Origin of the sequence: Arthrobacter hankyongi (assembly GCF_022012395.1) — a bacterium.
Lineage (GTDB): Bacteria > Actinomycetota > Actinomycetes > Actinomycetales > Micrococcaceae > Crystallibacter > Crystallibacter hankyongi.
This window is the reverse complement of the sequence record NZ_JAKLTQ010000004.1, coordinates 92,268-116,409: the sequence shown is the minus strand read 5'-3', so window position 1 is coordinate 116,409 and position 24,142 is coordinate 92,268. Positions and strand designations below refer to the sequence as shown.

General features: G+C 69.9%; 24 protein-coding genes. 12 read left to right on the top strand and 12 right to left on the bottom strand.

Annotated features, from left to right (window positions below):
• The 5 genes from LVY72_RS08190 to LVY72_RS08170 all read right to left on the bottom strand — a co-directional run bounded on the left by LVY72_RS08190 (position 1) and on the right by LVY72_RS08170 (position 5,699).
• Positions 1 to 1,326, bottom strand: coding sequence for an MATE family efflux transporter (locus LVY72_RS08190; protein ID WP_237819872.1), 1,326 nt, complete (start codon positions 1,324 to 1,326; stop codon positions 1 to 3).
• A gap of 118 nt (positions 1,327 to 1,444) precedes the next feature.
• Positions 1,445 to 2,506, bottom strand: a complete 1,062-nt coding sequence (locus LVY72_RS08185; RefSeq protein WP_237819564.1) for a metallophosphoesterase — start codon at positions 2,504 to 2,506, stop codon at positions 1,445 to 1,447.
• Between the two features lie 116 nt (positions 2,507 to 2,622).
• Positions 2,623 to 3,843: an MFS transporter gene (locus LVY72_RS08180; protein WP_237819562.1), complete on the bottom strand. Its 1,221-nt coding sequence runs from the start codon at positions 3,841 to 3,843 to the stop codon at positions 2,623 to 2,625.
• Between the two features lie 9 nt (positions 3,844 to 3,852).
• Positions 3,853 to 4,326, bottom strand: coding sequence for a hypothetical protein (locus tag LVY72_RS08175; RefSeq protein ID WP_237819560.1), 474 nt, complete (start codon positions 4,324 to 4,326; stop codon positions 3,853 to 3,855).
• A gap of 116 nt (positions 4,327 to 4,442) precedes the next feature.
• Positions 4,443 to 5,699, bottom strand: a complete 1,257-nt coding sequence (locus LVY72_RS08170) for an MFS transporter (protein WP_237819558.1) — start codon at positions 5,697 to 5,699, stop codon at positions 4,443 to 4,445.
• Positions 5,700 to 5,800: 101 nt separating this feature from the next.
• Between LVY72_RS08170 and LVY72_RS08165 the strand changes: the two genes are divergently transcribed.
• From LVY72_RS08165 to LVY72_RS08150, 4 genes are read left to right on the top strand one after another with little or no spacing between them, the layout of a single operon-like run.
• Positions 5,801 to 6,910: a WD40/YVTN/BNR-like repeat-containing protein gene (locus tag LVY72_RS08165; RefSeq protein WP_237819556.1), complete on the top strand. Its 1,110-nt coding sequence runs from the start codon at positions 5,801 to 5,803 to the stop codon at positions 6,908 to 6,910.
• A 17-nt stretch (positions 6,911 to 6,927) separates the two neighbouring features.
• Positions 6,928 to 7,227 (top strand): MoaD/ThiS family protein, encoded by a 300-nt coding sequence (locus LVY72_RS08160; RefSeq protein ID WP_237819554.1) that lies wholly within the window; start codon positions 6,928 to 6,930, stop codon positions 7,225 to 7,227.
• 40 nt (positions 7,228 to 7,267) lie between these two features.
• The gene (locus LVY72_RS08155; RefSeq protein WP_237819553.1) at positions 7,268 to 7,852 is read left to right on the top strand and encodes an LOG family protein; all 585 of its coding nucleotides are present in this window, start codon (positions 7,268 to 7,270) and stop codon (positions 7,850 to 7,852) included.
• Positions 7,819 to 8,949 (top strand): tellurite resistance/C4-dicarboxylate transporter family protein, encoded by a 1,131-nt coding sequence (locus LVY72_RS08150; RefSeq protein ID WP_237819551.1) that lies wholly within the window; start codon positions 7,819 to 7,821, stop codon positions 8,947 to 8,949. The genes LVY72_RS08155 and LVY72_RS08150 overlap by 34 nt, the downstream gene beginning before the upstream one ends.
• An 82-nt stretch (positions 8,950 to 9,031) precedes the next feature.
• Here LVY72_RS08150 and LVY72_RS08145 read toward each other — a convergent pair whose 3' ends face one another.
• Positions 9,032 to 9,709, bottom strand: a complete 678-nt coding sequence (locus LVY72_RS08145) for a transglycosylase family protein (protein ID WP_372463685.1) — start codon at positions 9,707 to 9,709, stop codon at positions 9,032 to 9,034.
• 619 nt (positions 9,710 to 10,328) lie between these two features.
• Here LVY72_RS08145 and LVY72_RS08140 point away from each other — a divergent pair.
• From LVY72_RS08140 to LVY72_RS08130, 3 genes are read left to right on the top strand one after another with little or no spacing between them, the layout of a single operon-like run.
• Complete coding sequence (locus LVY72_RS08140; RefSeq protein ID WP_237819549.1) at positions 10,329 to 10,724, top strand: ArsR/SmtB family transcription factor; 396 nt, start codon at positions 10,329 to 10,331, stop codon at positions 10,722 to 10,724.
• Positions 10,721 to 12,385, top strand: a complete 1,665-nt coding sequence (locus LVY72_RS08135; RefSeq protein ID WP_237819547.1) for a SulP family inorganic anion transporter — start codon at positions 10,721 to 10,723, stop codon at positions 12,383 to 12,385. Before LVY72_RS08140 ends, LVY72_RS08135 begins: the two co-directional genes overlap by 4 nt.
• Before the next feature lie 37 nt (positions 12,386 to 12,422).
• Positions 12,423 to 12,944 carry a hypothetical protein gene (locus LVY72_RS08130; RefSeq protein ID WP_237819546.1) on the top strand — a complete coding sequence of 174 codons (522 nt, stop codon included), beginning with the start codon at positions 12,423 to 12,425 and terminating at the stop codon, positions 12,942 to 12,944.
• A 17-nt stretch (positions 12,945 to 12,961) separates the two neighbouring features.
• On the opposite strand, the gene LVY72_RS08125 is transcribed toward LVY72_RS08130, so the two are convergent.
• On the bottom strand, positions 12,962 to 13,579 hold the full coding sequence (locus LVY72_RS08125; protein ID WP_237819544.1) for a LysE/ArgO family amino acid transporter: 618 nt from the start codon (positions 13,577 to 13,579) through the stop codon (positions 12,962 to 12,964).
• A gap of 70 nt (positions 13,580 to 13,649) precedes the next feature.
• Between LVY72_RS08125 and LVY72_RS08120 the strand changes: the two genes are divergently transcribed.
• On the top strand, positions 13,650 to 14,579 hold the full coding sequence (locus LVY72_RS08120; RefSeq protein WP_237819542.1) for a LysR family transcriptional regulator ArgP: 930 nt from the start codon (positions 13,650 to 13,652) through the stop codon (positions 14,577 to 14,579).
• Positions 14,580 to 14,621: 42 nt separating this feature from the next.
• Complete coding sequence (gene scpC, locus LVY72_RS08115; protein WP_237819540.1) at positions 14,622 to 16,139, top strand: succinyl-CoA:acetate CoA-transferase ScpC; 1,518 nt, start codon at positions 14,622 to 14,624, stop codon at positions 16,137 to 16,139.
• A gap of 4 nt (positions 16,140 to 16,143) precedes the next feature.
• Here the strand turns inward: scpC and LVY72_RS08110 are convergent, their stop codons facing one another.
• From LVY72_RS08110 to LVY72_RS08095, 4 genes are all read right to left on the bottom strand, one after another.
• The gene (locus tag LVY72_RS08110) at positions 16,144 to 16,644 is read right to left on the bottom strand and encodes a carboxymuconolactone decarboxylase family protein (RefSeq protein ID WP_237819538.1); all 501 of its coding nucleotides are present in this window, start codon (positions 16,642 to 16,644) and stop codon (positions 16,144 to 16,146) included.
• Between the two features lie 4 nt (positions 16,645 to 16,648).
• Positions 16,649 to 16,966: a GNAT family N-acetyltransferase gene (locus LVY72_RS08105; RefSeq protein ID WP_237819536.1), complete on the bottom strand. Its 318-nt coding sequence runs from the start codon at positions 16,964 to 16,966 to the stop codon at positions 16,649 to 16,651.
• Entirely contained in the window at positions 16,959 to 17,960 is a 1,002-nt protein-coding gene (locus tag LVY72_RS08100; RefSeq protein ID WP_237819534.1) for a pirin family protein, read from the bottom strand. Before LVY72_RS08100 ends, LVY72_RS08105 begins: the two co-directional genes overlap by 8 nt.
• 216 nt (positions 17,961 to 18,176) lie before the next feature.
• Positions 18,177 to 19,232: an LLM class flavin-dependent oxidoreductase gene (locus LVY72_RS08095; protein ID WP_237819532.1), complete on the bottom strand. Its 1,056-nt coding sequence runs from the start codon at positions 19,230 to 19,232 to the stop codon at positions 18,177 to 18,179.
• 180 nt (positions 19,233 to 19,412) lie between these two features.
• Here LVY72_RS08095 and LVY72_RS08090 point away from each other — a divergent pair, with 180 nt between their 5' ends.
• Both LVY72_RS08090 and LVY72_RS08085 read left to right on the top strand, forming a co-directional pair.
• Entirely contained in the window at positions 19,413 to 19,886 is a 474-nt protein-coding gene (locus LVY72_RS08090; protein ID WP_237819530.1) for a MarR family winged helix-turn-helix transcriptional regulator, read from the top strand.
• Between the two features lie 185 nt (positions 19,887 to 20,071).
• A complete protein-coding gene (locus tag LVY72_RS08085; protein ID WP_237819527.1) occupies positions 20,072 to 21,571 on the top strand; it encodes an MDR family MFS transporter in 1,500 nt (499 codons plus the stop codon).
• Positions 21,572 to 21,753: 182 nt separating this feature from the next.
• Here LVY72_RS08085 and LVY72_RS08080 read toward each other — a convergent pair whose 3' ends face one another.
• Positions 21,754 to 23,370 (bottom strand): MFS transporter, encoded by a 1,617-nt coding sequence (locus LVY72_RS08080; protein ID WP_237819525.1) that lies wholly within the window; start codon positions 23,368 to 23,370, stop codon positions 21,754 to 21,756.
• Between the two features lie 178 nt (positions 23,371 to 23,548).
• On the opposite strand from LVY72_RS08080, the gene LVY72_RS08075 reads away from it, so the two are divergent.
• On the top strand, positions 23,549 to 24,142 hold the full coding sequence (locus LVY72_RS08075) for a TetR/AcrR family transcriptional regulator (RefSeq protein ID WP_237819524.1): 594 nt from the start codon (positions 23,549 to 23,551) through the stop codon (positions 24,140 to 24,142).

Sequence of the window (24,142 nt, the reverse complement as noted above, 5' to 3'; positions counted from 1 at the left end):
TTAGTGGGCGCCGGTGACCATCCAGGCGTCGGTGCGGACCCGCCAGCCTAGGGTGGCCGCACGGGCCGAGGTGTAGCCGAGGGCGAAGGCCGCCCACAGCCAGGCCAGCCCGGTTCCACCGGTCAGCTGCGCGGCGTGGACCCATGCCAGCAGCGGTATATACGCCAGCAGGTTCAGCACGCCCGCCACGGCCAGGTACTTCGCGTCCCCGGCACCGATCAGCACGCCGTCCAGCACGAAGACAAAGCCGCAGACCGGCTGGCTGGCCGCCAACAGCCACAGGCCCGCGGTGACGGCCTCCACCACCGCGGGGTCGGAGGTGAACAGCCAGCCGGCCGACGGCGCCACGGCGGCGAGCAGCCCGCCGGTCACCACCCCGAAGCCCAAGCCCCAGAGGATCATCCGGCGGGTGAGCGCATGGGCAACGGCGGTGTGCGCGGCCCCCAGTTCCTTGCCGATCAGCGCCTGGGCAGCGATGGCAATGGCGTCCAGCGCGAAGGCCAGGAAGCTGTACATCGTCATCACCAGCTGGTGCCCGGCCAGGCTGACCTCGCCCTGCGACGCGGCCACAAACACCGTGGCCAGCAGGGCCAGGCGCATGGACAGCGTCCGCAGCATCAGCCAGGAGCCCACGTGAGCGGTGCCCCGGATGCCGGCCCAGCGGGGCCGCAGCGGCACGCCGTACTTGGCTGCGAGCCGGTACAGGATAGCCAGGTACACCGCCGCCATCCCCCACTGGGCCAGGCTGGTGCCCAGCGCGGACCCGGCCACCGACATGTCCAGTCCGTAGACCAGCAGCAGGTTCAGGCCGATATTGAGCAGGAAGCCGGCCCCGGCGACCACCAGCGGCGTGCGGGTGTCCTGCAGCCCGCGGAGCACCCCGGTGGCCGCGAGCACCAGCAGCATCGCGGTCAGCCCCGGCATGGACCAGCGCAGATAATCCACCGCGAAGACCTGGACCTCGCCCGCGGCACCCATCGCCGCGGTCAGCTGCGGCGCCCAGATCCAGCCTGCCACCGACAGCACGACGCCGATCAGCACCGCCAGCCAGATCCCGTCCCGGCCGGCGGCGAGCGCGGCGGGCATCCGCCCGGCGCCCAGCAGCCGGGCGACGGCGGGCGTGGTGGAGTAGGCAAGGAAGATCATCAGCCCGACGGCGGTCTGCACCACCGTGGCCGCCAGCCCGACGCCGGCCAGTTCGGCCACGCCCAGATGACCGACGATGGCCGAATCCGCGAGCAGGAACAGCGGCTCGGCGATGAGCGCGCCGAAGGCCGGTACGGCCAGGGCCAGGATGCGGCGGTTCAGGCCCCGGCCGGACTCCATGGACTGGACGTTAGGGGTGGAATGGAGGGGCACGCTTCGAGGGTAGCCCGGTACCGCGCACCTGGCTCAATCCCGCGGCCTGCGGCTGCCGGAAACGGCGGTCTTTGCCGAAGGGAAACTACTGCCGGTAGCCGACCTTCTCCCAGGACAGCACGCCGGAGTCCTGGGAACTGTTCGGCGCGACGGTGAACCGCACGTAGTTCGTGGCGTTCGCCGAGCCATCCACCGTGATGCGCTGCAGCTTGCCCGCAGCCGCGTCCTGGCCGTAGACGCCGAGCCATGCCGACCCCGCCGCCAGCGGCCGGTCCGCGTCAAAGACGTGGCTATCGCCGTTGACCAGATAGACGGCGCCGTCGAACCGGTTCGCTTCCTCGGCCAGGACATGGACGATGGCCCGGAAGCCGGAGACAGACTCCGGGTCCGCGGTGGCGCCGGCCAGCAGCGCCGGGTCGAACATGTCCGCCTGCGTCATCACCACGACGGCGCGGTCGTTGCGGCGGCTGGCGTCGCGGAAGGTTTCGCGCAGCTGCTGCAGCGCGGCCTCGGTGCGGTGTTCCACCTCGGCCAGCTGTTCGGCCGTTGCTTCGCTGAGGCCCAGGCCGCTCCACGGCTGCAGCGAGTTGTTGCTGCCCTGGACGTTCACCACCGAGAACGCTACCCGGTCCTTGGCGAACCTGACGTTCTCCGGCAGGCCGTCCGCGGCCTGGGATTTGACCGGCATCGTGCCGCCGAGCGTCTTTCCGGCCACCGGGAAGAAGACCTCGCGCAGCGTGTCCAGCCGTTCCAGCGGGTTGTACGCGCCGTTGTTGGCCCGGTGGCAGTCCACCCACTCGTTGTCGCCGGGAGTGTAGACCAGCGGGTGCTCGAAGGTGTCGAAGTCCGCGCGAATGTCGGCGAAGTACTCATCCGTGCAGCGCGAGGAGCCATTCTTGATATCGCCGACGTGGACCACGAACTTCAGGTCCGCATCGGCGTTGATGTCCTGGATCCGGGACGGGAACTTGGCTATCTCCGCCTCGCCGTAGGGGATGTCCCCGATGACGCCGAAGCTGAAGGCGGAGTCCTTGGCCTGGGTGCCGGGACCGGCCGCGTCGGCAGCGGGGACTGCCGTGGCCGGTGCGGCGGCGAGACCTGCGGCCAGTACGGCCGCGGCTGCGGCGGCGAGGATGCGAAGCGACATGGGGTCCTCCTGGAAAGTACGGGTTGCCCGCACAGCCTAGGAGCCGGAACCGACGCGAAGCCGTCCCGGCGGTGAACGCCCTGGGAACATTCCGTCCGGTCCGGCGCAGCCGGCCGTCAGTCCGGTGCCCCGCGCAGCAGGAGCAGCGCCGTCGTGCCGGCCAGCAGTGCCAGGACCCCGGCAAACAGCGCGACGCCGGTCCAGCCGAACGAGCCGAAGAACAGGCCGCCGGCCCAGCCGAGCAGGCTGGAGCCGGCGTAGTAGAAGAAGTTGTACAGGCCGGCCGCCTGCGCCCGGCCCTGCGCCGCCAGCCGCGGGGTCCACCCGGAGGCCACCGAGTGGGCGCCGAAGAAGCCGCCGGTGAACACCACCAGCCCGGCCAGGATGACCGGCAGCGAATCCACCAGCGTGGCAGCCAGCCCGGCCAGCATCACCGGGATCGCCATCAGCAGCAGCGGCAGCCGTCCCAGCCGCATGGTCAGTCCGCCGGCCAGCCGGGAGGACACCGTGCCGGCCAGGTAGGCCAGGAAGAGCAGGCTGACCAGGGACGCCGGCAGCGAGAACGGGGGTGCCTCCAGCCGGAACCCGAGGTAGTTGTACACGGCCACGAAGCCGCCCATCAGCAGGAACCCCTGCGCGTAGAGCGCCAGCAGCCGGGGCACGCGCAGGTTGGCCAGGATGCGCCGGGCCAGGCTCGGCCCCTGTCCGCGCGCCAGCGGGCGGAAGCCCTGCGGTGCCGGTGCCAGCCAGACAAAGACGACGGCGGCGGCCGCGGCGCAGATACTCACCGCCAGCACCCCGGCGCGCCAGTCCAGCCACCCACCGATCGGGCCGGCCACCAGGCGCCCGGCGAGGCCGCCGATGGTGGTTCCGGCCACGTAGGTGCCCGCCGCCACCGCGGCGTGCAGCTTCTGCACCTCTTCATTCAGGTAGACCAAGGCGATGCCGGGGATCCCGCCCAGCGCCGCGCCTTCGGCAAAGCGCACGGCCAGCAACGTCTCGAAACCGGGCGCCAGCGGCAGCAGCAGGCCCAGCACGACCGCTGCGCAGATCGCCCAGGTCATCGCGCGTTTGCGTCCGGCCCGGTCCGCCACCCAGGACCACGGCATGACAGCCAGCGCCAGGCCCAGGGTCGCGGCCGACACGCTGAGCGCGGCGTCGGCCGGGGTAATCCCGAAGTCCCGGGCGATACCGGGCAGCACCGCCTGCACCGAGTACAACTGGGCGAACGTGGCCACACCGGCGAACAGCAGCGCCAGCAGCAGGTTCCGGTAAGGCCTGCTTCCCTTCAGGTGCCCCGGCCAGGGCTGTGCTGGTTGGATTCGGGCCTTCGTCACCCTACGATGCTATGCCCCGGAACGTGGCAGGTCCGCCACGAAGGCGGCCTTGACCGAATACTGCTGGTACAGCCTGACCGCCTCGTCCAGCGGCAGGGTACCGAAAGTCAGCGCCGTCTGCAGCCCGTCGAGTTCGGCATTGCAGGTTTCCGCCGCGCTGATCTGCTCGGCCCTGCCCTTGGAGGTGGCGAAGTGCGTGGTCAGGGCCACCGCCACGGACAGGACGGTAGCCAGCAGGCACAGGGACTGCCAGACCACCGCACTGTCCTCAAGCGACAGGATCGAGGCCACCGAGTTGGTGAAGTCCTGCTTGCCGATACCCGGACCTGCGGTCAGGGCCGCCACCACCGAACTGCCAACAATACTCGCGGTGCTCAGCCTGCTCAGCCGCGGCCGCGTCCGCTTCAGGTAGGCGCCGATGCTCGCCCGGCGCCGTTCAATGCGCTCCGACAGTTCCCTGCGCAGCTGCAGATCCTCGTCCATGGCCAACTCCCGCATCCGAGACTTCGTCCGTACCAGCATGCTCCCGGGGCCGGGTCGCGGCAAGGAACCCGCCGCCGGTTAGGCGGCGGCAGCGCGGATGCGGCCCGGCCGGGAGGTCAGCGCCGGTGGACCAGCTTGGCGGCTCCGGCGCCGCCCAGCACCAGGCAGGCGAACCAAATGGCGCCGGCCGGTCCCAGCGGAGCGGCCAGCAGCCCGGCGGCCAGCGGGAAAACGACTTGGCCCACCCGGTTGCCCAGCAGCCGCAGCGCCAGCGCGGCGCCGCGGGACTGCGGCAGCACTGCCTGCGTGATCAGCGACATCGTCAGCGGCTGGCCCAGTCCCAGCAGCAGTCCGCCAATGGCCAGGCTGACGGCCGCGGCCCAGAAATTTTCCAGCAGCAGCGGCGTGAACAGCAGCGCGGCGCCGGCGCCGAGCAGGCTCGCGATCAGCAACTGGTAACGGCTGAAGCGCTGCAGCAGCTGCGAAATCATCAGGCGGGAAACGATCGAGGCACAGGCCCGGACGGCCAGCAGCGTGCCGACTACCAGCGGGGCGACGCCGCGTTCCTCAGCCAGCAGCGGCAGGAAGGCCACCAGGATGTCGATGGTGGCCAGCAGCGCCATGGCGGCGAGCATGTTCCAGGCCACCCCGGGCCGGCGCAGGATCTGCAGGGCGGTTTCAACGGGTGGTGCCGCCGTCGCGTTGCCCGCCGCCGGCTGTCCGTCCAGTGTCCGGCGCGGCCCGGGCCGGTAAGCGAACATCAGCGGCACCGCCGCCGCGGCAATGCCTGCGGCCAGGAACAGCGCCGAGTTGATGGCCGCCATGCGGGCACTGCCCGAGGACTCCAGGCCGTGGCCGAGCAGCAGCCCGGCCAGCAGCGGCCCGAGCAGCTGTCCGCCGGAGAATGCTGCGGTGAACCAGCCGAACCCGGCGTCGAGGTGGCCCACGGGTGCGTACCGGGCGATCGCCGACTGACCCGCAATGGTGAAGACCAGGTGTCCCATGCCGAGCACCACGCTGGCCGCGCCGAGCCACAGCAGGTCCGGGGCCAGCGCCAGGAACACGGCGGCGGCGGCCAGCAGCAGGGCGCCGGCGACCACCAGACCGGTGAGCGATGACCGCCTGTCGCTGAGCCGGCCGAGCCACAACGCGGCCACGACCGGCAGCATCGCATAAACCGCGGCAACCAGGCCCACCGCCGCGGCGTCGCCGCCGAGGGCGATCACCTTATAGGAGACCAGCGGCCGGACCAGGTTCAGCGACGTCTGGGTCAGCAGGGCGGCCCCGATCAGGATCCACAGCCAGGTCAGGCTGCCGCCACCACCGGGCCTGGTTTCCTGGCCGGTGTCTTCGGGCATCGGTTCAGCAGGCACCAGCCCATTCTCCCCCGGCTTCTCCCCGGTGTGGTTCCGGCCGGCCAGATTCGGCACGGCACCATTGCCACTGCCGCCGCGCCGGTGGTCGAATAGGGACCATGGCAGACGCCGTCGCTCCCGGAACCACCCTGCTGGCCATCGGCACCAAGAAAGGACTCTGGCTGGGCACCAGCCCGGACCGGCGCCGATGGTCCCTGTCCGGACCGCACTTCCTGATGAACGAGATCCCGAGCATCGGCCTGGACACCCGGGATGGCGGTGTGCGGATCCTGGTCGGCGCCCGCTCCGAGCACTTCGGCCCCACGGTATTCCATTCGGACGACCTGGGCGCCAGTTGGACCGAACCGGAGAACGGCGCCATCCGGTTCGGACCCGGCGACGGCGCCGCGGTAGAGCGGATCTGGCAACTGCAGCCGGACAGCGCGGACCGGCCAGGCGTCGTCTGGGCAGGCTGCGAACCGATCTCGGTGTGGAAATCCACCGACGGCGGCGAGCACTTCGAGCTCAACCGCGGGCTCTGGGAGCATCCGGACAAGGACCAGTGGGGCGCCGGATACGGCGGTGCGGCCGCACACTCGATCCTGCCCAGTCCGGCGGACCCGGACACCGTGCACGTGGCAATGAGTACCGGCGGAGTCTACCGAAGCGCCGACGGCGGGCAGTCCTGGCAGGCCCGCAACCACGGCATCAGCGCCTACTTCATGCCGGACCCGAATCCTGAAGTCGGCCAGTGCGTGCACAAGATCGCCCGCGATGCCGGCGACCCGCGGCGGCTGTATGCGCAGAACCACCATGGCATCTACCGTTCGGACGACAACGCCGATACCTGGGTCCCGATCGCTGACGGGCTGCCTACCGACTTCGGCTTCGTCATGCTCGCCCACCCGCGCCGCGGCGGCACGGCATGGATCGTCCCGATCAAGGCCGACGGCGAGCGCATCCCGCCGGACGGACGGCTGGCAGTGCACCGCACCGACGACGCCGGAGCCTCCTGGCTGAGGCTGGACGACGGCCTGCCGGACCACGAATTCAACGTGGTGCTGCGCGACGCGGCCGCCGTCGATACCGCCGAGCCGGCGGGCGTCTACCTGGGCACCCGCGGCGGGAGCGTCTATGCCAGCGCCGACGAAGGGGCGCATTTCGCCGAAGTCGCCTCGCACCTGCCGGATGTGCTGTGCGTGCGTGCCGCCGTGCTGGCCGGCAGTTGAGGGAAGGAACGGGAGCCATGGGCGACGCCGGCGGGACCGTCACCGTCCTCGTCCCGGCGGTGCTGGCACAGCACACCGGGGACCGGCGCGAACTGACGGTCCAGGTGCCGGGCACCACCACCGTCGCCGAGTTGCTGGACGTGCTGGCCCGGGACTATCCGATCTTCGGCCGGCGCGTGCGCAATGAGGCCGGCGCCATCCGCCGCTATGTGAACTGCTATCTGGATGGGGAGGACATCCGCGGGCTCGACGGCACCGGCACCCGGGTCCAGGCCGGCCAGCAGTTGCTGCTCATCCAGTCCGTCGCCGGCGGCTGAGCGTTCACCCCGGTGGAACGCCGGTGGGATAATGGCAGGCATGCGCTTGGCTGTCTTCACCGGTTCGTCCCCCGGCCGCGATCCCCGCTATGCCGAGGCCGCCGGGGAATTCGCCGCCGGCCTCGCGGCGCGCTCGGTCGGCATCGTCTACGGCGGCGGCCGGGTGGGCCTGATGGGTGTGGTCGCCGACCGCGCGCTGGCCGCCGGTGGCGAGGTCATCGGCGTCATTCCCGATGCGCTGCAGTCCGCGGAGGTCGGGCATTCGGGGCTGACGCAGCTGCACGTGGTGGAGACCATGCACGAGCGCAAGCAGTTGATGGCCGACCTCGCGGATGGGTTCGTGGCACTGCCCGGCGGAGTGGGCACGTTGGAGGAGATCTTCGAAGCCTGGACCTGGCTGCAGCTGGGCATCCACGCCAAGCCGGTGGCCTTCCTGAACATCGACGGTTTCTGGGACCATCTGCTGGCGGGGCTGGACGGCATGGTCCGTGCCGGCTTCGTCAAGGAGGAGTTCCGCAGCACGCTGGTCGTCGAGGAAACCGCCGAGGACCTGCTGGCGGCGCTGGAACGCTGGCAGGCACCGGACCGGACATGGCGGCAGCAAGCGGACATCCCGGGCACCTGAGCGGACCGGCCGGCGCGCCGGACGGACCTGCTGGCGGCGCGGCGCGGCGGGCCCTGGCCGCCCTGGACCATGCGGTCCGGGAGCTGCCGCCCTCCAGCTTCGCCTTCGTCATGGCCACCGGCATCCTCTCCACCGGCTGCGCACTGGTGGGCGCCGATAGGCCGTCCGGTGTCCTGGCCGCCATCGCTGTGGCCGCCGGCGTCCTGCTCGCCGCCGCCACCGCCTGGCGTGCCATGTTCCACCGCGGCGAACTTGTCCGCGACCTGCGGGATCCATCGGCGGTCTTTGGATTCTTCACCATCGTGGCCGCGGCCAACGTCGTCGGCCTGCACTACGACCTGGCCGGCAATACGCAGGCCGGGCTGGTGCTGGCGCTGGCCGCTGCGGCAGTCTGGCTGCTGCTGACCTACTGGCTGCCCTGCGAGCTGCTGCTACGGGAACGCACCGAACCGGTCATGCAGCATGCCAACGGCAGCTGGTTCCTCTGGGTGGTGGCCACCCAGTCCCTGGCGACGGCGACAGCCGTCGTCGGCACCACCACCCGCACCCAGTTCGTCGGTGCCGTGGCGACCGGGCTGTGGGGCGTAGGCATGATGCTCTATCTGCTGGTTGCCACGCTGGTCACCCTGCGGCTGCTGACGCGCCCACACCGGCCGGAATCCCTCAGCCCAACTTACTGGATCTACATGGGTGCCACCGCCATCACCGTGCTGGCCGGCTCCCGGATCCTGGCGATGCCGGCACATTTCCCGGTCTCCCGGGTCACGGATCCGTTCGTGGCCGGGGCCAGCTACGTCCTTTGGGCGATGGGTATGTGGCTGATTCCGCTGCTGGTGCTGTTCGGCATCTGGCGGCACGGGGTGCGGTGTTTTCCGCTACGCTACGAAACCTCGCTGTGGAGCATCGTCTTTCCGCTCGGGATGTTCTCCGCCGCCACGATCTTCTTCGGCCGGAACGAAGGAATCCCGGTGATGGTGCGCACCGGCGAGGTGGGCGTATGGGTTGCGGCCGCGGCGTGGGCCGCGGCCACGGTGCTGATGGTGTCGGCCTTCGCGCGCTGGCTGCACCGCCTCGGCCGGTCCGGGCTGCGGGCATAAGAGAGCCCCGCATGGTCGGGGAAGCATGCGGGGCTCTCTAGGTGAACTGCGCCGGGCGCAGTTGTCTGGTGGCTGCCTGGTGTTAGGCGGGCAGCTGCAGAACCTGGCCGACGAAGATCAGGTTCGGGTCCGTTACGGTGCCGGCGTTGGCCGAGTGCAGGGCCTCCCAGCCACCGGCCACGCCGAGGTTGGCGGCAATGCTGCCCAGGGTATCGCCGCCCTGGACGGTGTAGGTTGCACCGCTGGTGGCCGGGGCGGCCGGGGCTGCCGGGGCCTCCTGGACCGGAGCAGCGGGGGCGGCCGGGGCCTCCTGGACCGGAGCCGCCTGGACGGGAGCTGCCGGGGCCTGGACCTCGACCTGGCTGGACTGGGTGCTCACCTCGGCGGCGGCAGCAGCGGCTCCGCCGCCGCCACCCTGCAGCCCCAGCTTGGACGAGCAAGCGGGCCAGGCGCCCCAGCCCTGTCCGGCCAGGACCTTCTCGGCCACGGCGATCTGCTCGCCGCGGCTGGCGCTCTCCGGCGAGCCGGAGCCGCCGTAGGCGGCCCAGGTGCTCGGGGTGAACTGCAGTCCACCGGAGAAGCCGTTGCCGGTGTTGGTGTTCCAGTTGCCACCGGACTCGCACTGGGCCAGTGCGTCCCAGGTGGCGCCGTCCGCTGCGTTGGCGGGGGCTGCCATGGCGACGCCCGCACCGCTCAGGGCCGCAACGGCCAGGGTTCCGCGCAGGGCGCGGCTGAATTTCTTGTTCTTAAGTACGTTCACGATGCTCCGCGGGGCCACCTTCGCTCCATCCGTCCCCGGACTTCCTTGCGCCGCCGTCAACCACTCGTTAGATCGAGGTCATTTCCGACGTCTGCCATGTTGACGGCATTTGGTGTGGGCAGCGCCGAGCATATTCGGTTTTTACGCCGGATCACCCGGCCTGCCGAGGGCTACTGCCCCGGGCACTTCGGCAACGTTACACGGACGTTATCTCGTTACCAAATCGAGACTTATTGGCGCCCTCCGATTGGGAAGCAGGCTTCCTGCCGGGCGGATTGTGGCGATTCCAGCCCATATCGCAACCCTTTTGTGACCCTTCTCACGCCAAAACGTACAATTCGGCTGAATGTAGAAATCCGGGAGATCCACCTCACCCTGTCCGCATTGCCCGATTGTTTGCACTAGCCACCACGCACTTACCAACCCCCGGGGCCGATGGAATCCAGACCGCCGGCCGACTCATGGGTGTGATGTCTGTCACAGATGAGGAATTGGCGCGTCAGAGCCAGGGAAATCCCAGCTGCGTCGGCCTGCCGCAGGCCCGTCGCGCGGGCGCTGACAGTCTTGCGATATGGCTATATGATGAAAATCTAAATCCATTAACTACTGAAGGCATTCAATGGATCCCCTCGCCGATTTCCATGTTCCGCTGTACGAGGTCAAAGCCAACCTCTTCAAAGGGCTCGCGCACCCGGTCCGCATCCGGATCCTCGAACTGTTGGCCGCTTCCCCCTCGGTCCCGGTGGCAGAGCTGATCGCCGCCACCGGACAGGAGGCATCCAACTTGTCGCAGCACTTGTCCGTGCTGCGGCGGCACCATCTAGTGGACTCCGAGCGCCGGGGCAGCCAGGTCTTCTACCGGCTCGCGCATACGCAGGTGGCGGAACTGCTGGCCGTGGCACGCAGCCTGCTGCATGAGGTGCTGGACACCACGCGGAAGAACCTGGAGCTCTCGGCCGGCCTTCCCGGTATTTCCGGGCAGGACGAGCGGCTGGTGGAAGAAGGCCGGCAATGAGCAAGGCAACCGCATCCCTCCGCGCCCTGCTGCCCGGCAAGGCGGACTACGCCATGCTGGGGCGCAGCTGGAAGTCCGATCTGGCCGCGGGCATCACGGTGGGCATCGTCGCCCTGCCGCTGGCGCTGGCCTTTGGGGTCAGCTCCGGCGCCGGTGCCGCGGCCGGGCTGGTCACCGCCATCGTCGCCGGGCTCGTGGCCGCCGTTTTCGGCGGTTCCAACGTGCAGGTTTCCGGTCCGACAGGAGCCATGGTGGTGGTGCTGGCTCCGGTCCTTGCCACCCACGGACTGGCCGTGCTGCCGGTGGTCACCATCCTGGCCGGCATCATCGTGCTGGCTGCGGGCGTGCTGAAGCTTGGCCGGGCGGTGACCTACATTCCGTGGCCGGTGATCGAAGGCTTCACCCTGGGGATCGCCGCCATCATCTTCCTGCAGCAGGTCCCGGCGGCCTTCGGCGTCCATCCCGGCCACAGCACCAACGCCGCGGTAGCCGCCGTCCAGGCCCTGGGCACCACGAGTTGGTCCACGCTGTTCTGGCCGATGGTCCTGGTGCTGATCGTCGCCGCAATCATGGTGCTGGCACCCAAAATCCACCCGCAGCTGCCGGGCTCGATCATCGGGATCGTCGTGGTGACGGTCCTCGCCCAGCTGGCCGGCCTGCCGGTCACCAGGATCGGGCAGCTGCCCCATGCCCTGCCCGTCCCGGCCCTGCCGCCGGCCGATCCGGCCGTGCTGGGCGCGCTCCTGGGTCCTGCCCTGACCATCGCCGCGCTGGCAGCGATCGAGTCCCTGCTCTCGGCGCGCGTGGCCGCGTCCATCTCCGACACGGGCCCATACGACGCGGACCGGGAGCTGGCGGGCCAGGGCCTGGCCTCGGTGGCCGCCGGTTTCTTCGGCGGCATGCCCGCCACCGGTGCGATTGCGCGCACCGCAGTCAATATCCGCTCCGGCGCCCAGTCGCGGCTGGCCGCCATCGTCCACGCCCTGGTGCTGATCGCCGTCGTCTATCTGGGCGCGGACCTGGTCGCACAGATCCCGCTGGCCGCACTGTCCGGGGTGCTGATGGTCACCGCCGCCCGGATGGTCTCCCCGGCCACGCTGCGCAGCGTCATCGGTTCGACCCGGGCGGACACCGTCGTCTTCTTCGTCACCGCGGTCATTACCGTCGCCTTCGACCTGATCCAGGCCGTGGAGATCGGCATCGTGGTCGCCGCCTTCTTCGCCCTGCGTTCGCTGGTGACTTCCAGCGGCGTGCACCGCGAGGAACTGCCCGGGCCCGCCCGGGACGGGGATGAACGGATCGCGCTGTTCCGGCTGGACGGCGCGCTGTTCTTCGGCGCCGCCGAGCGGCTGCTCGAGCGGGTAGGCGGCATCCGCAACGTCAGCGTCGTGATCCTGCGCATGTCGCAGCTGCAGATCCTGGACGCCACCGGAGCCCGGGTCATTGCCGAACTGGTCACCGCGCTGGAGCGCCGCGGCATCACGGTGCTGATCAAGGGCATCCAGGAGCGGCACCTGGCGCTGGCCCGCCGGGTCGGCGTGCTGGACTCGCTGCGGCACCAGAACCATCTCTTTGCCGAACTGCCGCCCGCCGTGGAGCACGCCCGCAGCCACGTGCGCCGCAGCCGGCAGGCCCTGGACGACGGCACCTCCCGCGGCTGAGCGCTGCGCCGCCTTCGGCCCGCCATATAGTGGCAGGGTGAGTTCCACCGCCGCCCGCAGCCGCCGTATCGACCGTCCGGCCAACGCGTTCCGCACCCTCGCCGCGGCCCTGAGCATTCCGATGGCCCTGCTCGTCCCGCTGTGGGCAGCCGGCGGCCGGGTGCTGTTCGGCGTCGGCGGCCAACTGACCACGCTGCTGGCCTTCACGCTGGGCCCGGTGCTGTTCCTCCTCCTGCTGCTGGCCGGCGTCCGGACCACGGCGACGGCGGCGCACTACCGGCCGTTCGCCGCCTCCGCAGGCACCTCCGCAGTGCTGGCCTGCGCCTGGCTGGCCGCGCTCGGGTTCGGCTTCACCGTCCCGGATTTCGGCGACCGCGGCGGCTCGGTGATGTCCCGGCTGCTCGGCGAACCTGCGCTGGGGGTCTCCACCGCCTTGTGCAACCCGCTCGGGATCATCAGCGTCGGCCTGGCCATTGCCTCCGTCGCCATGGCCTACCGGGATGCGCGCCGGACCGCGCGCCTGCTGCAGGGCCTGCCGGAGCACGCACCGGAGGACTGAAAACGGCGCTTGCCGGGCTAGGATCCGGCGGCCAGGCGGATGCCGAGGGCGAGCATCACGACGGCGATCAGCCCGTCCAGGATCCGCCAGGCACCGGGCCGGGCAAAGACCGGCCGCAGCAGCCGCGCCCCGAAGCCGAGCGCGCTGAACCAGAGCAGGCTGCCGAGCATGGCGCCGGCACCGAACCACCAGCGCCCCGGGCCCTGGTTGTTCGCCACCGTGCCCAGCAGCAGCACGGTGTCCAGGTACACGTGCGGATTGAGCCAGGTCAGCGCCAGCACCGTGGCGGCCACGGCTCCGGCGCCGGATCCCCCGTCCTGGTCAACGGCAACCAGCGCCCCAGGACGCAGGGCCCGCCGCGCTGCCATCACCGCGTAGCAGACCAGGAAGGCCGCGCCGGCGTAGCGGACCACGTCCACCACCGCGGGCGCCGCCTGGATCAGCGTGCCGATGCCCAGGATGCCGGCGGCGATCAGCACTGCGTCGGACAGTGCGCAGATGGCCACGACCAGCCCGACGTAGCCGCCGCGGATGCCCTGGCGCAGGACGAAGGCGTTCTGGGCGCCGATGGCCACGATCAGGGCCAGGCCGGTGCCAAGGCCCAGGGCCACGGGCCCAAAAACTGCTGCATTCACGTTCCTCGACGCTACCCGCCCGAACGTCGTGAGCCCAGCTAAAGAAATTCATGATGCCTAAGATCTTCTAATGAAGGACTTCCAGTTTGAGCATCTGGCCACCTTTGCGGCTGTCGTCGAATACGGCACCTTCGAGGCCGCGGCGCGGCAGCTGCAGGTCACGGCCTCCGCGGTATCCCAGCGGATCAAGGCGATGGAGCAGGCGGCGGGGCGGGTCCTGCTGCAGCGGAGCGTGCCGGTAGTTGCCACCGCCGCCGGGGAGCCGGTGATGCGGCTGGCCCGGCAGGTGCGCCAACTGCAGGCCGACACCGCCCGGGAGCTGGCCGGCGGCGGGGCGGCGGTGACGCTGCCGCTGGCGGTGAACGCGGACTCGCTGGCCACCTGGTTCCTGCCGGTGCTGGCCAGGCTGCCCCGCGACGCCGGGGCCAGCTTCGAGCTCCACCGCGAGGACGAGCAGCACTCGGCCGACCTGCTGCGGGCCGGCCGGGTGATGGCCGCGGTGACGGCCGCACCGGCCAAGATCCAGGGCTGCACGGTCGAGGCGCTCGGCTCGCTGCGGTACCGTGCCGTGGCCAGCCCGGAATTCCTGGCGCAGCACCAGCCCCGGGACGCCGGCACGGCCCGGCTGGGCTGGCTTGGCCGCGCGCCGGTGGTCGATTTCGACCGCAAGGACGAGTTGCAGAGCCGCTTCTTCCGGCGCCTGACCGGACGCGTCCTGGAGGCGCCCCGGCACTACGTCCCGGCGTCCGCCGAATTCGCCGGCGCCGTCCGGCTCGGCCTGGGCTGGGCGCTGCTGCCGGAACAGCAGTGCCTGGCGGACCTGGAGCAGGGCACGCTGCGCGAACTGGCGCCGGAATCGCCCGTCGACGTACCGCTGTTCTGGCAGCGCTGGAAGATCGGCTCCGCGCTGCTGGACGGGCTCACCGCCGTCGTGCGGGGCACCGCCGCCCAGGCGCTGCGCCCGCCGGCCGGAAACGCGGGCACGGCTGTGCAGGCCTGAGAAGGCCTAAGGTGGTTCCGGAAGACTGGACGAAGGAGCATCATGCACGACCGCATCCGAGACGCCCGCATGCTGGAGCGCGTAGTGACCGCCGAGCAGGCAGCCGCACTGATTAATCCGGGCATGACCGTGGCCATGAGCGGTTTCACCGGCGCCGGCTATCCGAAGGCCGTCCCACAGGCGCTGGCCGCCCGGATGGAGGCAGAGCACGACGCCGGGCATCCGTTCCGGATCAAGGTCCTCACCGGCGCTTCCACCGCCCCCGAGCTCGACGGCGCGCTGGCCAAGGTGGACGGCCTGGAGCTGCGCCTGCCGTACCAGTCCGACCCGACGATGCGCGCGCGGATCAACGCCGGCGAACTGGACTACATCGACATCCACCTGAGCCATGTCGGCCAGTACACCTGGTACGGGTTCTTCGGCGACATCGACCTCGCCGTCATCGAGGTGGCCGGGGTGCTCGAGGACGGCCGGCTGATCCCGTCCTCGTCGGTAGGCAACAACAAGACCTGGCTGGAGCAGGCCGGCAAGGTCATCCTCGAGGTCAACCGGTTCCAGCCGGCGGAACTCGAAGGTATGCACGATATCTACTACGGCACGGCCCTGCCCCCGAATCGGAAACCGATCCCGATGACCAGCCCCGAGGACCGGATCGGCGAGCCCTACCTGCGGGTGGATCCGGACAAGGTCATCGCCATTGTGGAAACCAACGGGCCGGACCGCAATTCCCCGTTCAATCCGCCGGACGAGGCCTCGCGGCAGATTGCCGGGCACTTGCTGGAGTTCCTCGAGCATGAAATCAAGCGCGGCCGGCTGGCCGAGACCCTGCTGCCGCTGCAGTCCGGGGTCGGCAACATCCCCAACGCCGTGCTCGAAGGCCTGGCCGCCGGCGGCTACCGGGGCCTGACGGCGTTCACCGAGGTCATCCAGGACGGCATGCTCAAGCTGCTCAAGGACGGGGTGCTGAAGATGGCCTCCGCGACCTCGTTCTCGCTCAGCCGGGCCGGGGTGGACGAATTCAACGCCAACGTGGACTACTACCGCGAGCGCATCATCCTGCGCCCGCAGGAGATTTCCAACCACCCGGAGCTGGTCCGGCGGCTGGGCTGCATCGCCCTGAACGGCATGATCGAGGCCGACATCTACGGGAACATCAATTCCACCCACGTTGCCGGCACCCGGATCATGAACGGCATCGGCGGCTCCGGCGACTTCGCGCGCAACAGCTACCTGTCCGTGTTCATGTCCCCGAGCACGGCCAAGGGCGGCACTGTCTCCAGCATCGTGCCGATGGCCAGCCACGTGGACCACACCGAGCACGACACGATGATCGTGGTGACGGAGCAGGGCCTGGCCGACCTGCGCGGGCTGGCGCCGAAGCAGCGTGCCCGCATCATCATCGAAAACTGCGCGCATCCGGACTTCCAGCCGATGCTGCAGGACTACTTCGACCGGGCCTGCCGCGACAGCTACGGCAAGCACACTCCGCACCTGCTCGGCGAGGCGCTGTCCTGGCACCAGCGGTTCGTCGAAACCGGCAGCATGAAGCCGGCCGGCTGACGCGCTACTGCTGCGCGGCCGCCTGGCTCCCGGCGGTTTTCGGGCGGCGCACCGGGTGCTTGCTGACGATAGACACCCGGTTGAAGGCGTTCATGTTGATCGCCAGCCAGTTGACGGCCGAGTACTCGTCGTCACTGAGCTGGGTGCGGGCCGCGGCCAGCTCGCGCTCCAGGTCGTGCGCGGCCGGCAGTTCCGTGACCGTCTCGGCCAGGGCCAGGGCGGCCCGCTCCTTGGGCGTGAACACCTCGGTGTCCCGCCAGGCCGCCAGCACCGCCAGCCGCTGCGTGGTTTCCCCGGCAGCCAGGGCGTCCGCCACGTGCATGTCCAGGCAGTAGGCACAGCCGTTGATCTGGGAAACCCGGACGTTGATCAGCTCGATCATGATCCGGTTCATCCCGGCCGCCTCGGCGGCCTCCTTGGCCTTCAGCGCCAGGCCGTTCAGGCCGCGCCAGACCGCCGGATGCTGCTTGTCCAGGTACAGCTTGCCTCCGTGCAATGGTTCCAATCCGCTACCCTTCCTGCTCCGCCGGCCAGTCCACAATGTCGTCAAAGTCGTGATGCTTGCGCAGCCAGGACGCGATATACGGGCACAGCGGCACGATCCGGCGGCCGGAGGCCCGCACATCGTCCAGCGCGTAGCGGGCCAGCTTCGAGGCCAGGCCCTGGCCCGAGTAGGCGTCATCCACCTCGGTATGAATGAAGATGACCTTGCCCTCGCCGAGCCGGTACTTGGTGAAGCCGATGACGCCGCCGTCGTGCAGTTCGTAGCGGTGCCGCTGCGGGTTGTGGACCACCTCGATGGGTGCGCGGGTTCCCGGCTCAGCCACGGGGACGCAGCCTTGCATTCGGCAGCACCGGGGCCGGCAGCGGATCCAGGGTGTCTCCGACGACGGTGCCGAACTGGCTGCCTTCCTCCGGCACCCCCGGGCCGACCGGTACGGCCCCGATCTGGGACTGCCAGTTGGCCCGGTACTGGACGACCTCCTCATGCGAACGGCCGATGAAGTTCCACCACATCACGATCGTCTCCCCCAGCGGCTCGCCGCCCAGCAGCAGCACCCGCACCGGCCCGCCGCCGGCGGTCAGGACGAGTTCATCCTCGCCCGGAGGCAGGAAGGCCAGGTCCCCGCGGCTGACCTGCCGTCCGTTGACCGCGGGACTGCCGCGGTCCACAAGCACGCCGTGCTCGAAGCCGGGGTCAAGCGCCAGCCGGACGGTAGCGCCGGCGTCGATCAATAGTTCCGCCCCGAGCACGGGCGAGAAGGTGCGCACCGGCGAGGTGCTGCCGGCCAGCGACCCGAGGAAGACCCGCAGCTCGAAGCCGTCCCCGGCAACGGCCGGCGGAGCGTAGTGTTCGAAGCCCGGATCGGCAAACCGCGACGCGTCCGGCAGGGCGAGCCACAGCTGGGCGCCGTGGAGCATGGAGGTTGCGGCCGTGGAGACCTCGGAATGGCTGATCCCGCGGCCGGCGGTCATCAGGTTCAGCTCTCCCGGGCGGACCATCGCGTGGTTGCCGGCACTGTCCCGGTGCTCGATTTCCCCGGTGAACAGCCAGCTGACTGTCTGCAGGCCGGTGTGCGGATGGGGTGCCACCCGCATGCCGCCGGTGGCCGCGACGTCGTCCGGCCCGTAGTGGTCCACGAAGCACCAGGCGCCGATCAGCGACCTTTCCCGCTGCGGCAGGGTCCGCCGCACGGTCATCGCCCGGGGCCCGCCAAGCGGCACCTCGCGCGGTTCCAGGACCTGGACGGCGGTGTGGGTCAGCACGCTGCCGGCTTCCGTGCAGGTCAGTTCGGGCGGGTTGGGCTCGAGATTGCTCATGTGCACCTCACAGGGATTCGAAGCTCCTTCGCCGAGTGTATGCCGGATTGTCCCGTTCGTCGCCGGACGATGCTGCAGCCGTTCCGGCTATGGTTCCATGGCGGCGGCACCAGTTAGTGATGAGTCAACAATACATGCATTTGAATGCAAATCATCAAAGGACCCGGGGTGCGCCGCCGACCCCGGGCCTGCCCGGGGCCGGCGGTGCACGGCAGATCATGCGCGTGCCGGCTGCCAGCCGAACGCGGGCGCCACCTCCCGGGCGATCGTCTCCAGCAGCCGGGCGTTGTAGTCGACCCCGAGCTGGTTCGGGACGGTGAGCAGGACGGTGTCGGCGGCCTGGACCGCCGCGTCCTTGGCCAGTTCCTCGGCGAGGACATCCGGTTCCCCGGTGTAGGTCCGGCCGAACCGGGCGGCTGCGCCCTCCAGGAACCCGACCTGGTCCTCCTCGCCCTCCCGGCTGCCGAAATACAGCAGGTCCTCGGAACTGGTGATCGGAATGACGCTGCGGCTGACCGAGACCCGCGGCGTCCGTTCCCAGCCGGCCAGCCGCCAGGCCTCGCGGTAGACGGCGATCTGTTCGGCCTGCAGGTCCCCGAAGGGCACGCCGGTGTCCTCCGTCAACAGCGTGGAGCTCATCAGGTTCATGCCCTGCTCGGCCGTCCACCGGGCGGTCCGGCGCGTGCCCGACCCCCACCAGATCCGCTCCGGCAGCCCCGGGGACTGCGGCTCGATGGCCAGGGCCCCGGCGGCGCCGGTCATCTGCGGATTGGCCCGGGCCACGCCCGCCCCGGCGATCGCGGCCCGGAACAGGCGGGTGTGCTCCCGGGCCAGGTCCGCATCCGTCTGCCCCTCGCGCGGGACGAAGCCGAAAGACTCGGAGCCGTGCAGCGCCGGCTCGGGCGATCCGCGGCTGATCCCCAGCTGCAGCCGCCCGCCGCTGATCAAGTCCGTAGCGGCAGCCTCCTCGGCTGCGTACAGCGGGTTTTCGTAGCGCATGTCGATCACGCCGGTGCCCAGCTCGATCCGGCTGGTGCGCGCGGCCATCGCGGCCAGCAGTGGGAACGGGGAGGCCAGCTGCGGGGCGAAGTGGTGCACCCGGACATAGGCGCCGTCAACACCCAGCTCCTCGGCCGCCACCGCTAGCTCGATACTCTGCAGCAGGGCATCGGCCGCGGTGCGCACGCTGGACCCCGGGACGGCCTGCCAATGCCCGAAGGACAGGAAGCCAATCCGCTTGCGGTGCGGTGTCGATCCGGGTTCTGCTGCCATCAATGCCTCCGCCTTTCCCGGGTCCGGACAGTAGCGTCAGGCTCCAGTCTGGCCGACGCCGCCAGCGAAAGCGAACAACACCAAGCCCAGTGACCAATCACGCCCATCTGTCGGAAAATGCCCCTGTCCCCTCGCCCACGCCACCCGGAACATATCCAGGCAGGCACCTAAGCTGGTGGCATGGAGAATGCTGAGCCGGACGCCCTGCAGGCCAGAGGTGCGGACCTGCGGGCCCTGGCCGTGGCGGCGATCGACATCTCGGCCAGCGTGCGCCGGAAATCCCTCGAGCACACGGGGGTGGCCCCGCTGCCGAACGGAGTACTGGACATCCTGCGGGTAATCGAGGACCACCCGGGCACCACGGTTGCCGAGGTCGCCTCCCGCCTGGGCCGCCAGTTCAGCAATGTCAGCACCCAGCTGCGGGAACTGGTGGCCCTCGGCCTGGTCACCCGCACCCGCGACGCCGCCGACAAGCGCTACGTCACGCTGCACCCCACGGCCGAATCGCTGCGGATCAAGACCCTGTTGGAGACTGCCTGGGCCGACGCCCTGGCCACGGCCGCCGCCGGACTGCTGCCGGGCGAACAGGCACAGATCCAGGCCAGCCTGCCGGCCCTGCAGCGCCTTGCCGCCCTGCTGGAAGAACCCGAATAACCACCTGCCCGGCTGGTATCAGGCCGGCCAATCACTTATACTTTCATAAGTATTATTTCAACCGGAGATCCACGCAGATTCCGTGCTGCCCGGCGGCAGGCGGCCTGACCGGCTCCGGTTCCCGTTTTTCCGACCGGGCACGCCCGCGGCCCGGCCCCACAGCAACCCCACAGAAGAAGGTGCCCATGGCAAACGTCCTCGAGGAGAAAATTCCGCCCGGACAGGTGGAGGCGGCCGCGGAGCCGGAACGGATCCCGGTCAAACGCGTCGCCGCCGTGATCAGCGCCCTGGTGCTGTCGGCGCTGCTCATGATCCTGAACGAGACCGTGCTGACGGTCGCCCTGCCCAACCTGATGGCCGACCTCAGGATCGAAGCCACCACCGCACAGTGGCTGACCACCGGCTTTATGCTCACCATGGCCGTGGTCATCCCGACCACCGGCTTTATGCTGCAGCGCTTCACCACCCGCTCGCTGTTCATCTGGGCCCTGCTGCTGTTCATCGCCGGCACCGCACTGGCGGCGATCGCCCCGACCTTCGCGGTGCTGCTGGCCGCCCGCATCATCCAGGCCGGCGGCACCGCGATCATCCTGCCGCTGCTGATGACCACCACCCTGACCTCCGTGCCGGTCCGGCACCGCGGCACCGTCATGGGGCTGAACTCCGTGGTGATCTCCGTGGCGCCGGCCATCGGCCCCACCCTCTCCGGCGCCATCATCAACTCGCTGGACTGGCGCTGGGTCTTCGGCCTGATGCTTCCGGCCGCCGCCATCGTGTTCCTTTTTGGCGTCTTCGCCATCAAGACCGGCAGGGAAACGCGCAAGGCTCCGCTGGATATCCCCTCCGTCATCCTGTCGGCCTTCGCCTTCGGCGGCATCGTCTACGCGCTCTCCTCCATCGCCAGCCTGCTGGAAGGCGCCTGGGCCCCGGTCGCCGCACTGGTGGTCGGCGCCGTCGCACTGGGCCTGTTCATCCGCCGCCAGCGCGCGCTGCGCCGGACCGAATCCGACCTGCTGGACCTGCGCCCGTTCAAGGTGCACAACTTCCGCATCTCCGTGGTCATCGTCATGATCGCGATGGCGACCATGCTTGGCACCGTGATGGTCATGCCGATCTTCATGCAGAACGGCATGGGCCTGACCACCCTGGCCATCGGCCTGGCCCTGCTGCCGGGCGGCCTGGTCCAGGGCATCGTGTCCCCGCTCGTCGGCCGCATCTACGACAAGGTCGGGCCGCGGCCGATCGTGATTCCCGGCGCCGTCCTGCTGGCCGGAGGCCAGTGGCTGCTGGGCAGCGTCCACGTCGACACCCCGGTCGGCCTGATCGTTACCTTCCACACCGTGTTCTGCATCGGCATGGCCATGCTGATGACCCCGCTGATGACCGTCGCCCTGGGCGCCCTGCCGCGCGAGCAGTACGGCCACGGCAGCGCGATCATGAACACCCTGCAGCAGCTGGCCGGCGCCGCCGGAACCGCGGTGCTGATTGCCGCCATGACCATCGGCACCTCCATCGCGGCCTCCAGCGGCATCGCCGGGAACATCGCACTGGTCGACGGCGTCCGCCTCGCCTTCACGGTCGGCGGCATCCTCGGCCTCGCCGCCGTCGCCTGCGCCCCGTTCGTGCGCCGCCTGCACACGGAGGTCCCGGCCAAGGACCGCGCGAAGGAAACCGCCAACGGCTGACCCGCCGCTGCCCGCCGCGGGGCCGGCCGGGGCATCCGTGCCGGCCCCCCTGCGGTTCAGTGCGGTTCCACCCCGCGCCGCCCTCAGCCCGCGGAACGGGAATACCCTGCAGCGGCAGCAGGGTCCCGTTTCGCGGGGGATTCGAGGGACGGGGAAAGGCCAGGACCTGGCCGCCGTCCGCGCTACCGGCCGGCTTCGACGGCCTCGGGCTCGTGCTCCGGATCCGCCTGCCCGGTGCCGCCCAGGCCAAACCAGCTGAGCAGCGCCGCGGCCAATGCGGACACCGCGACGACGAGGAAGGCCTCGGTAAAGCCGCTGCCGAGCGCCTCGAGCGCGAACTGGCTGGCTTCGGCGCCGGGGACGCCCGGCGGCAGGCTGTTCAGCGCGATGGGTCCGCCCGCCTCGGCGATGCCCAGGGCCGGACCGAGCTGGTCGGCCGGCAGCCCGGAGGACTGCAGGGCCGGCACCAGGTGGCTGCCCGCGGTGCTCAGCGCGATGGCACCGACAAGCACCGGGCCGAGGGCGAAACCGAGGTCGCGCAGCAGGTTGGTGGTGGCGCTGGCCATGCCGGTCAGCTGGCGCGGCACGGAATTCACGGCAATCGCCGTCATCGGGCTGAGCGTCAGCGCGAAGCCCAGGCCGACCAGCAGGGACGGCAGGATAAAGACGGCCACGTCCCGATTGGCGACGTCGAACGTCGAGGCGGTCAGCGCACCGGCGCCCATGGCCAGGAACCCGAAGGTCAGCAGCCAGCGCGAGGAGATCCGCGCCTGCAGCCGGGAGATCACCGGAATCAGCACGAAGGCCGGGCCCTGCAGCAGCAGGAAGAGCAGGCCGAGGTACAGCGGGTTCTGGTGCTGCACCGGACCGAGCCACATGCTGGTGGAGAAGCAGGCACCCAGGAAGGCGAACATGCCGACGACGGCGACGATGGAGGCGACGGTGAACTGGCGGTTGCGGAAGACCCTCAGGTCCAGCAGCGGCGACTGGACCCGCAGTTCGATCACCACAAAGACGGCCAGCAGGGCGGCACCGGCGGCGAGGCTCGCGACGACGTGGGTGGACCCCCAGCCGTCCTCGGGCCCCTGGACCAGGCCGAAGAGCACCAGGATCAGGCCCAGCGCCAAGGTGATCTGGCCCCAGAGATCCAGCCGGCGGCCTTCGGCCACCTTGGCTTCCTGCGCGCGGAAGAGCGTCAGGACCAGCGCAGCCACGCTGAAGACGGCAACGACGGCGTACGCGCCGCGCCACCAGCCGAAACCGGCAAAGACGCCGCCCAGCAGCGGGGAGATGGCCGAGCCGGCGGAGAGGAAGCCGGCCCAGATGGCGATGCCGCGCACCCGTTCCTGCATGGTGCGCGCCACCGAGGCGACCAGGGCCAGCGACGCCGGGTAGATGGCGCCGGCTCCGAGTCCGTTGAGCGCGGAGCCGACCCACATGGCCTGGACGGTCGGCGAGATGGTGCAGACCAGCGAACCGATGACCACCAGCGCGGCGCCGCCGACCACCAGCTTGCGGTGGCCGAACTTGTCGCCGAGCACGCCGAAGGTGAGTTCGAAGACGACCACCGGAATCATAAAGGCCGCGGTGATCCAGGTCAGCTGGGACCCGAAGGTGTTGAAGGTCAGCTGATATTCGCCGTTGAGCGCGCCGGGCAGCGCGTTGGCAACCTGCGCGATCATTACCGCCAGCGACGCCGCCGCCAGGGTGCCGGCCGTCCGGCCGGAACGGCCCGACGACGGCGGTGCCTGCGGCGGCAATGACGGCTGTGACGTCCGGGTCCCGTGGTCCTGGCTCATAAGAACTCCTTAGTTAAGGTGCAAGCGATCGGATGGAACGGCCGGGGACCATTCCCCATCGTGATCCAAACCACTGTGATTTCTGCTACAAAGCTAGGTTTTGCACAACAGTCTGTCAAATGAAATTTCAATGTGACCATTCAGCTGGTATTGCGGCCAGTCGGCTATCCTGAATGGCATGGCATCACTACGCGAAGCACAGAAGCAGCTGACCCGGCAGCTGCTGTTGGAGAAGGGGCTGGAGCTCTTCGAATCCAAGGGCTACGCGGCCACCACCATTGACGACATCGCAGGTGCGGCCGGGACGACGCGGACGACGTTCTACCTGCACTTCTCGTCCAAGGCGGAGCTGATGTCCGAACTGATCACCACGGTGGACAAGATCCTCACCACCGTGGACGATCCGCCGCTGTCCACCGTCGTCGAACTGGGCCGACGGAACCTGGTCCGGGCCTGGCTGAACAAGAAATTCGACCAGTGGGCCGTCATCCGCCCCTACATCCTGGCCGCCCACCAGGCGGCCGCCGGGGAACCCGAGGTCGCCGACAAGATCGAATCCTGGTTCGAGGACGTGGCGACCTCGATGCAGGAAGGCCTGGACCGGGCGGGGCGCTTCGAGCCGGCCACCCGCCACATCCGCTGCGTGCTGGCCTTCGGCCAGTTCGAGTTCCTGTCCCGGCGCTGGTTCCGGCTGGGCTGGGGAGTCATGGACCGCGAAACCTGCCTCGAAACGCTCACCGACGCCTGGTGCCACCTGCTCACCGAGGAGTGA

Bases quoted from the DNA above. Each gene is read 5' to 3' on its own strand.
- LVY72_RS08175 (WP_237819560.1), bottom strand. From the start codon at position 4,326: ATGGACGAGGATCTGCAGCTGCGCAGGGAACTGTCGGAGCGCATTGAA.
- LVY72_RS08135 (WP_237819547.1), top strand. From the start codon at position 10,721: ATGAGCAAGGCAACCGCATCCCTCCGCGCCCTGCTGCCCGGCAAGGCG.
- LVY72_RS08190 (WP_237819872.1), bottom strand. From the start codon at position 1,326: ATGGAGTCCGGCCGGGGCCTGAACCGCCGCATCCTGGCCCTGGCCGTA.
- LVY72_RS08160 (WP_237819554.1), top strand. From the start codon at position 6,928: ATGGGCGACGCCGGCGGGACCGTCACCGTCCTCGTCCCGGCGGTGCTG.
- LVY72_RS08140 (WP_237819549.1), top strand. From the start codon at position 10,329: ATGGATCCCCTCGCCGATTTCCATGTTCCGCTGTACGAGGTCAAAGCC.
- LVY72_RS08080 (WP_237819525.1), bottom strand. From the start codon at position 23,370: ATGAGCCAGGACCACGGGACCCGGACGTCACAGCCGTCATTGCCGCCG.
- LVY72_RS08150 (WP_237819551.1), top strand. From the start codon at position 7,819: ATGGCGGCAGCAAGCGGACATCCCGGGCACCTGAGCGGACCGGCCGGC.
- LVY72_RS08095 (WP_237819532.1), bottom strand. From the start codon at position 19,232: ATGGCAGCAGAACCCGGATCGACACCGCACCGCAAGCGGATTGGCTTC.
- LVY72_RS08155 (WP_237819553.1), top strand. From the start codon at position 7,268: ATGCGCTTGGCTGTCTTCACCGGTTCGTCCCCCGGCCGCGATCCCCGC.
- scpC (WP_237819540.1), top strand. From the start codon at position 14,622: ATGCACGACCGCATCCGAGACGCCCGCATGCTGGAGCGCGTAGTGACC.
- LVY72_RS08090 (WP_237819530.1), top strand. From the start codon at position 19,413: ATGGAGAATGCTGAGCCGGACGCCCTGCAGGCCAGAGGTGCGGACCTG.
- LVY72_RS08100 (WP_237819534.1), bottom strand. From the start codon at position 17,960: ATGAGCAATCTCGAGCCCAACCCGCCCGAACTGACCTGCACGGAAGCC.
- LVY72_RS08120 (WP_237819542.1), top strand. From the start codon at position 13,650: ATGAAGGACTTCCAGTTTGAGCATCTGGCCACCTTTGCGGCTGTCGTC.
- LVY72_RS08085 (WP_237819527.1), top strand. From the start codon at position 20,072: ATGGCAAACGTCCTCGAGGAGAAAATTCCGCCCGGACAGGTGGAGGCG.
- LVY72_RS08185 (WP_237819564.1), bottom strand. From the start codon at position 2,506: ATGTCGCTTCGCATCCTCGCCGCCGCAGCCGCGGCCGTACTGGCCGCA.
- LVY72_RS08165 (WP_237819556.1), top strand. From the start codon at position 5,801: ATGGCAGACGCCGTCGCTCCCGGAACCACCCTGCTGGCCATCGGCACC.
- LVY72_RS08075 (WP_237819524.1), top strand. From the start codon at position 23,549: ATGGCATCACTACGCGAAGCACAGAAGCAGCTGACCCGGCAGCTGCTG.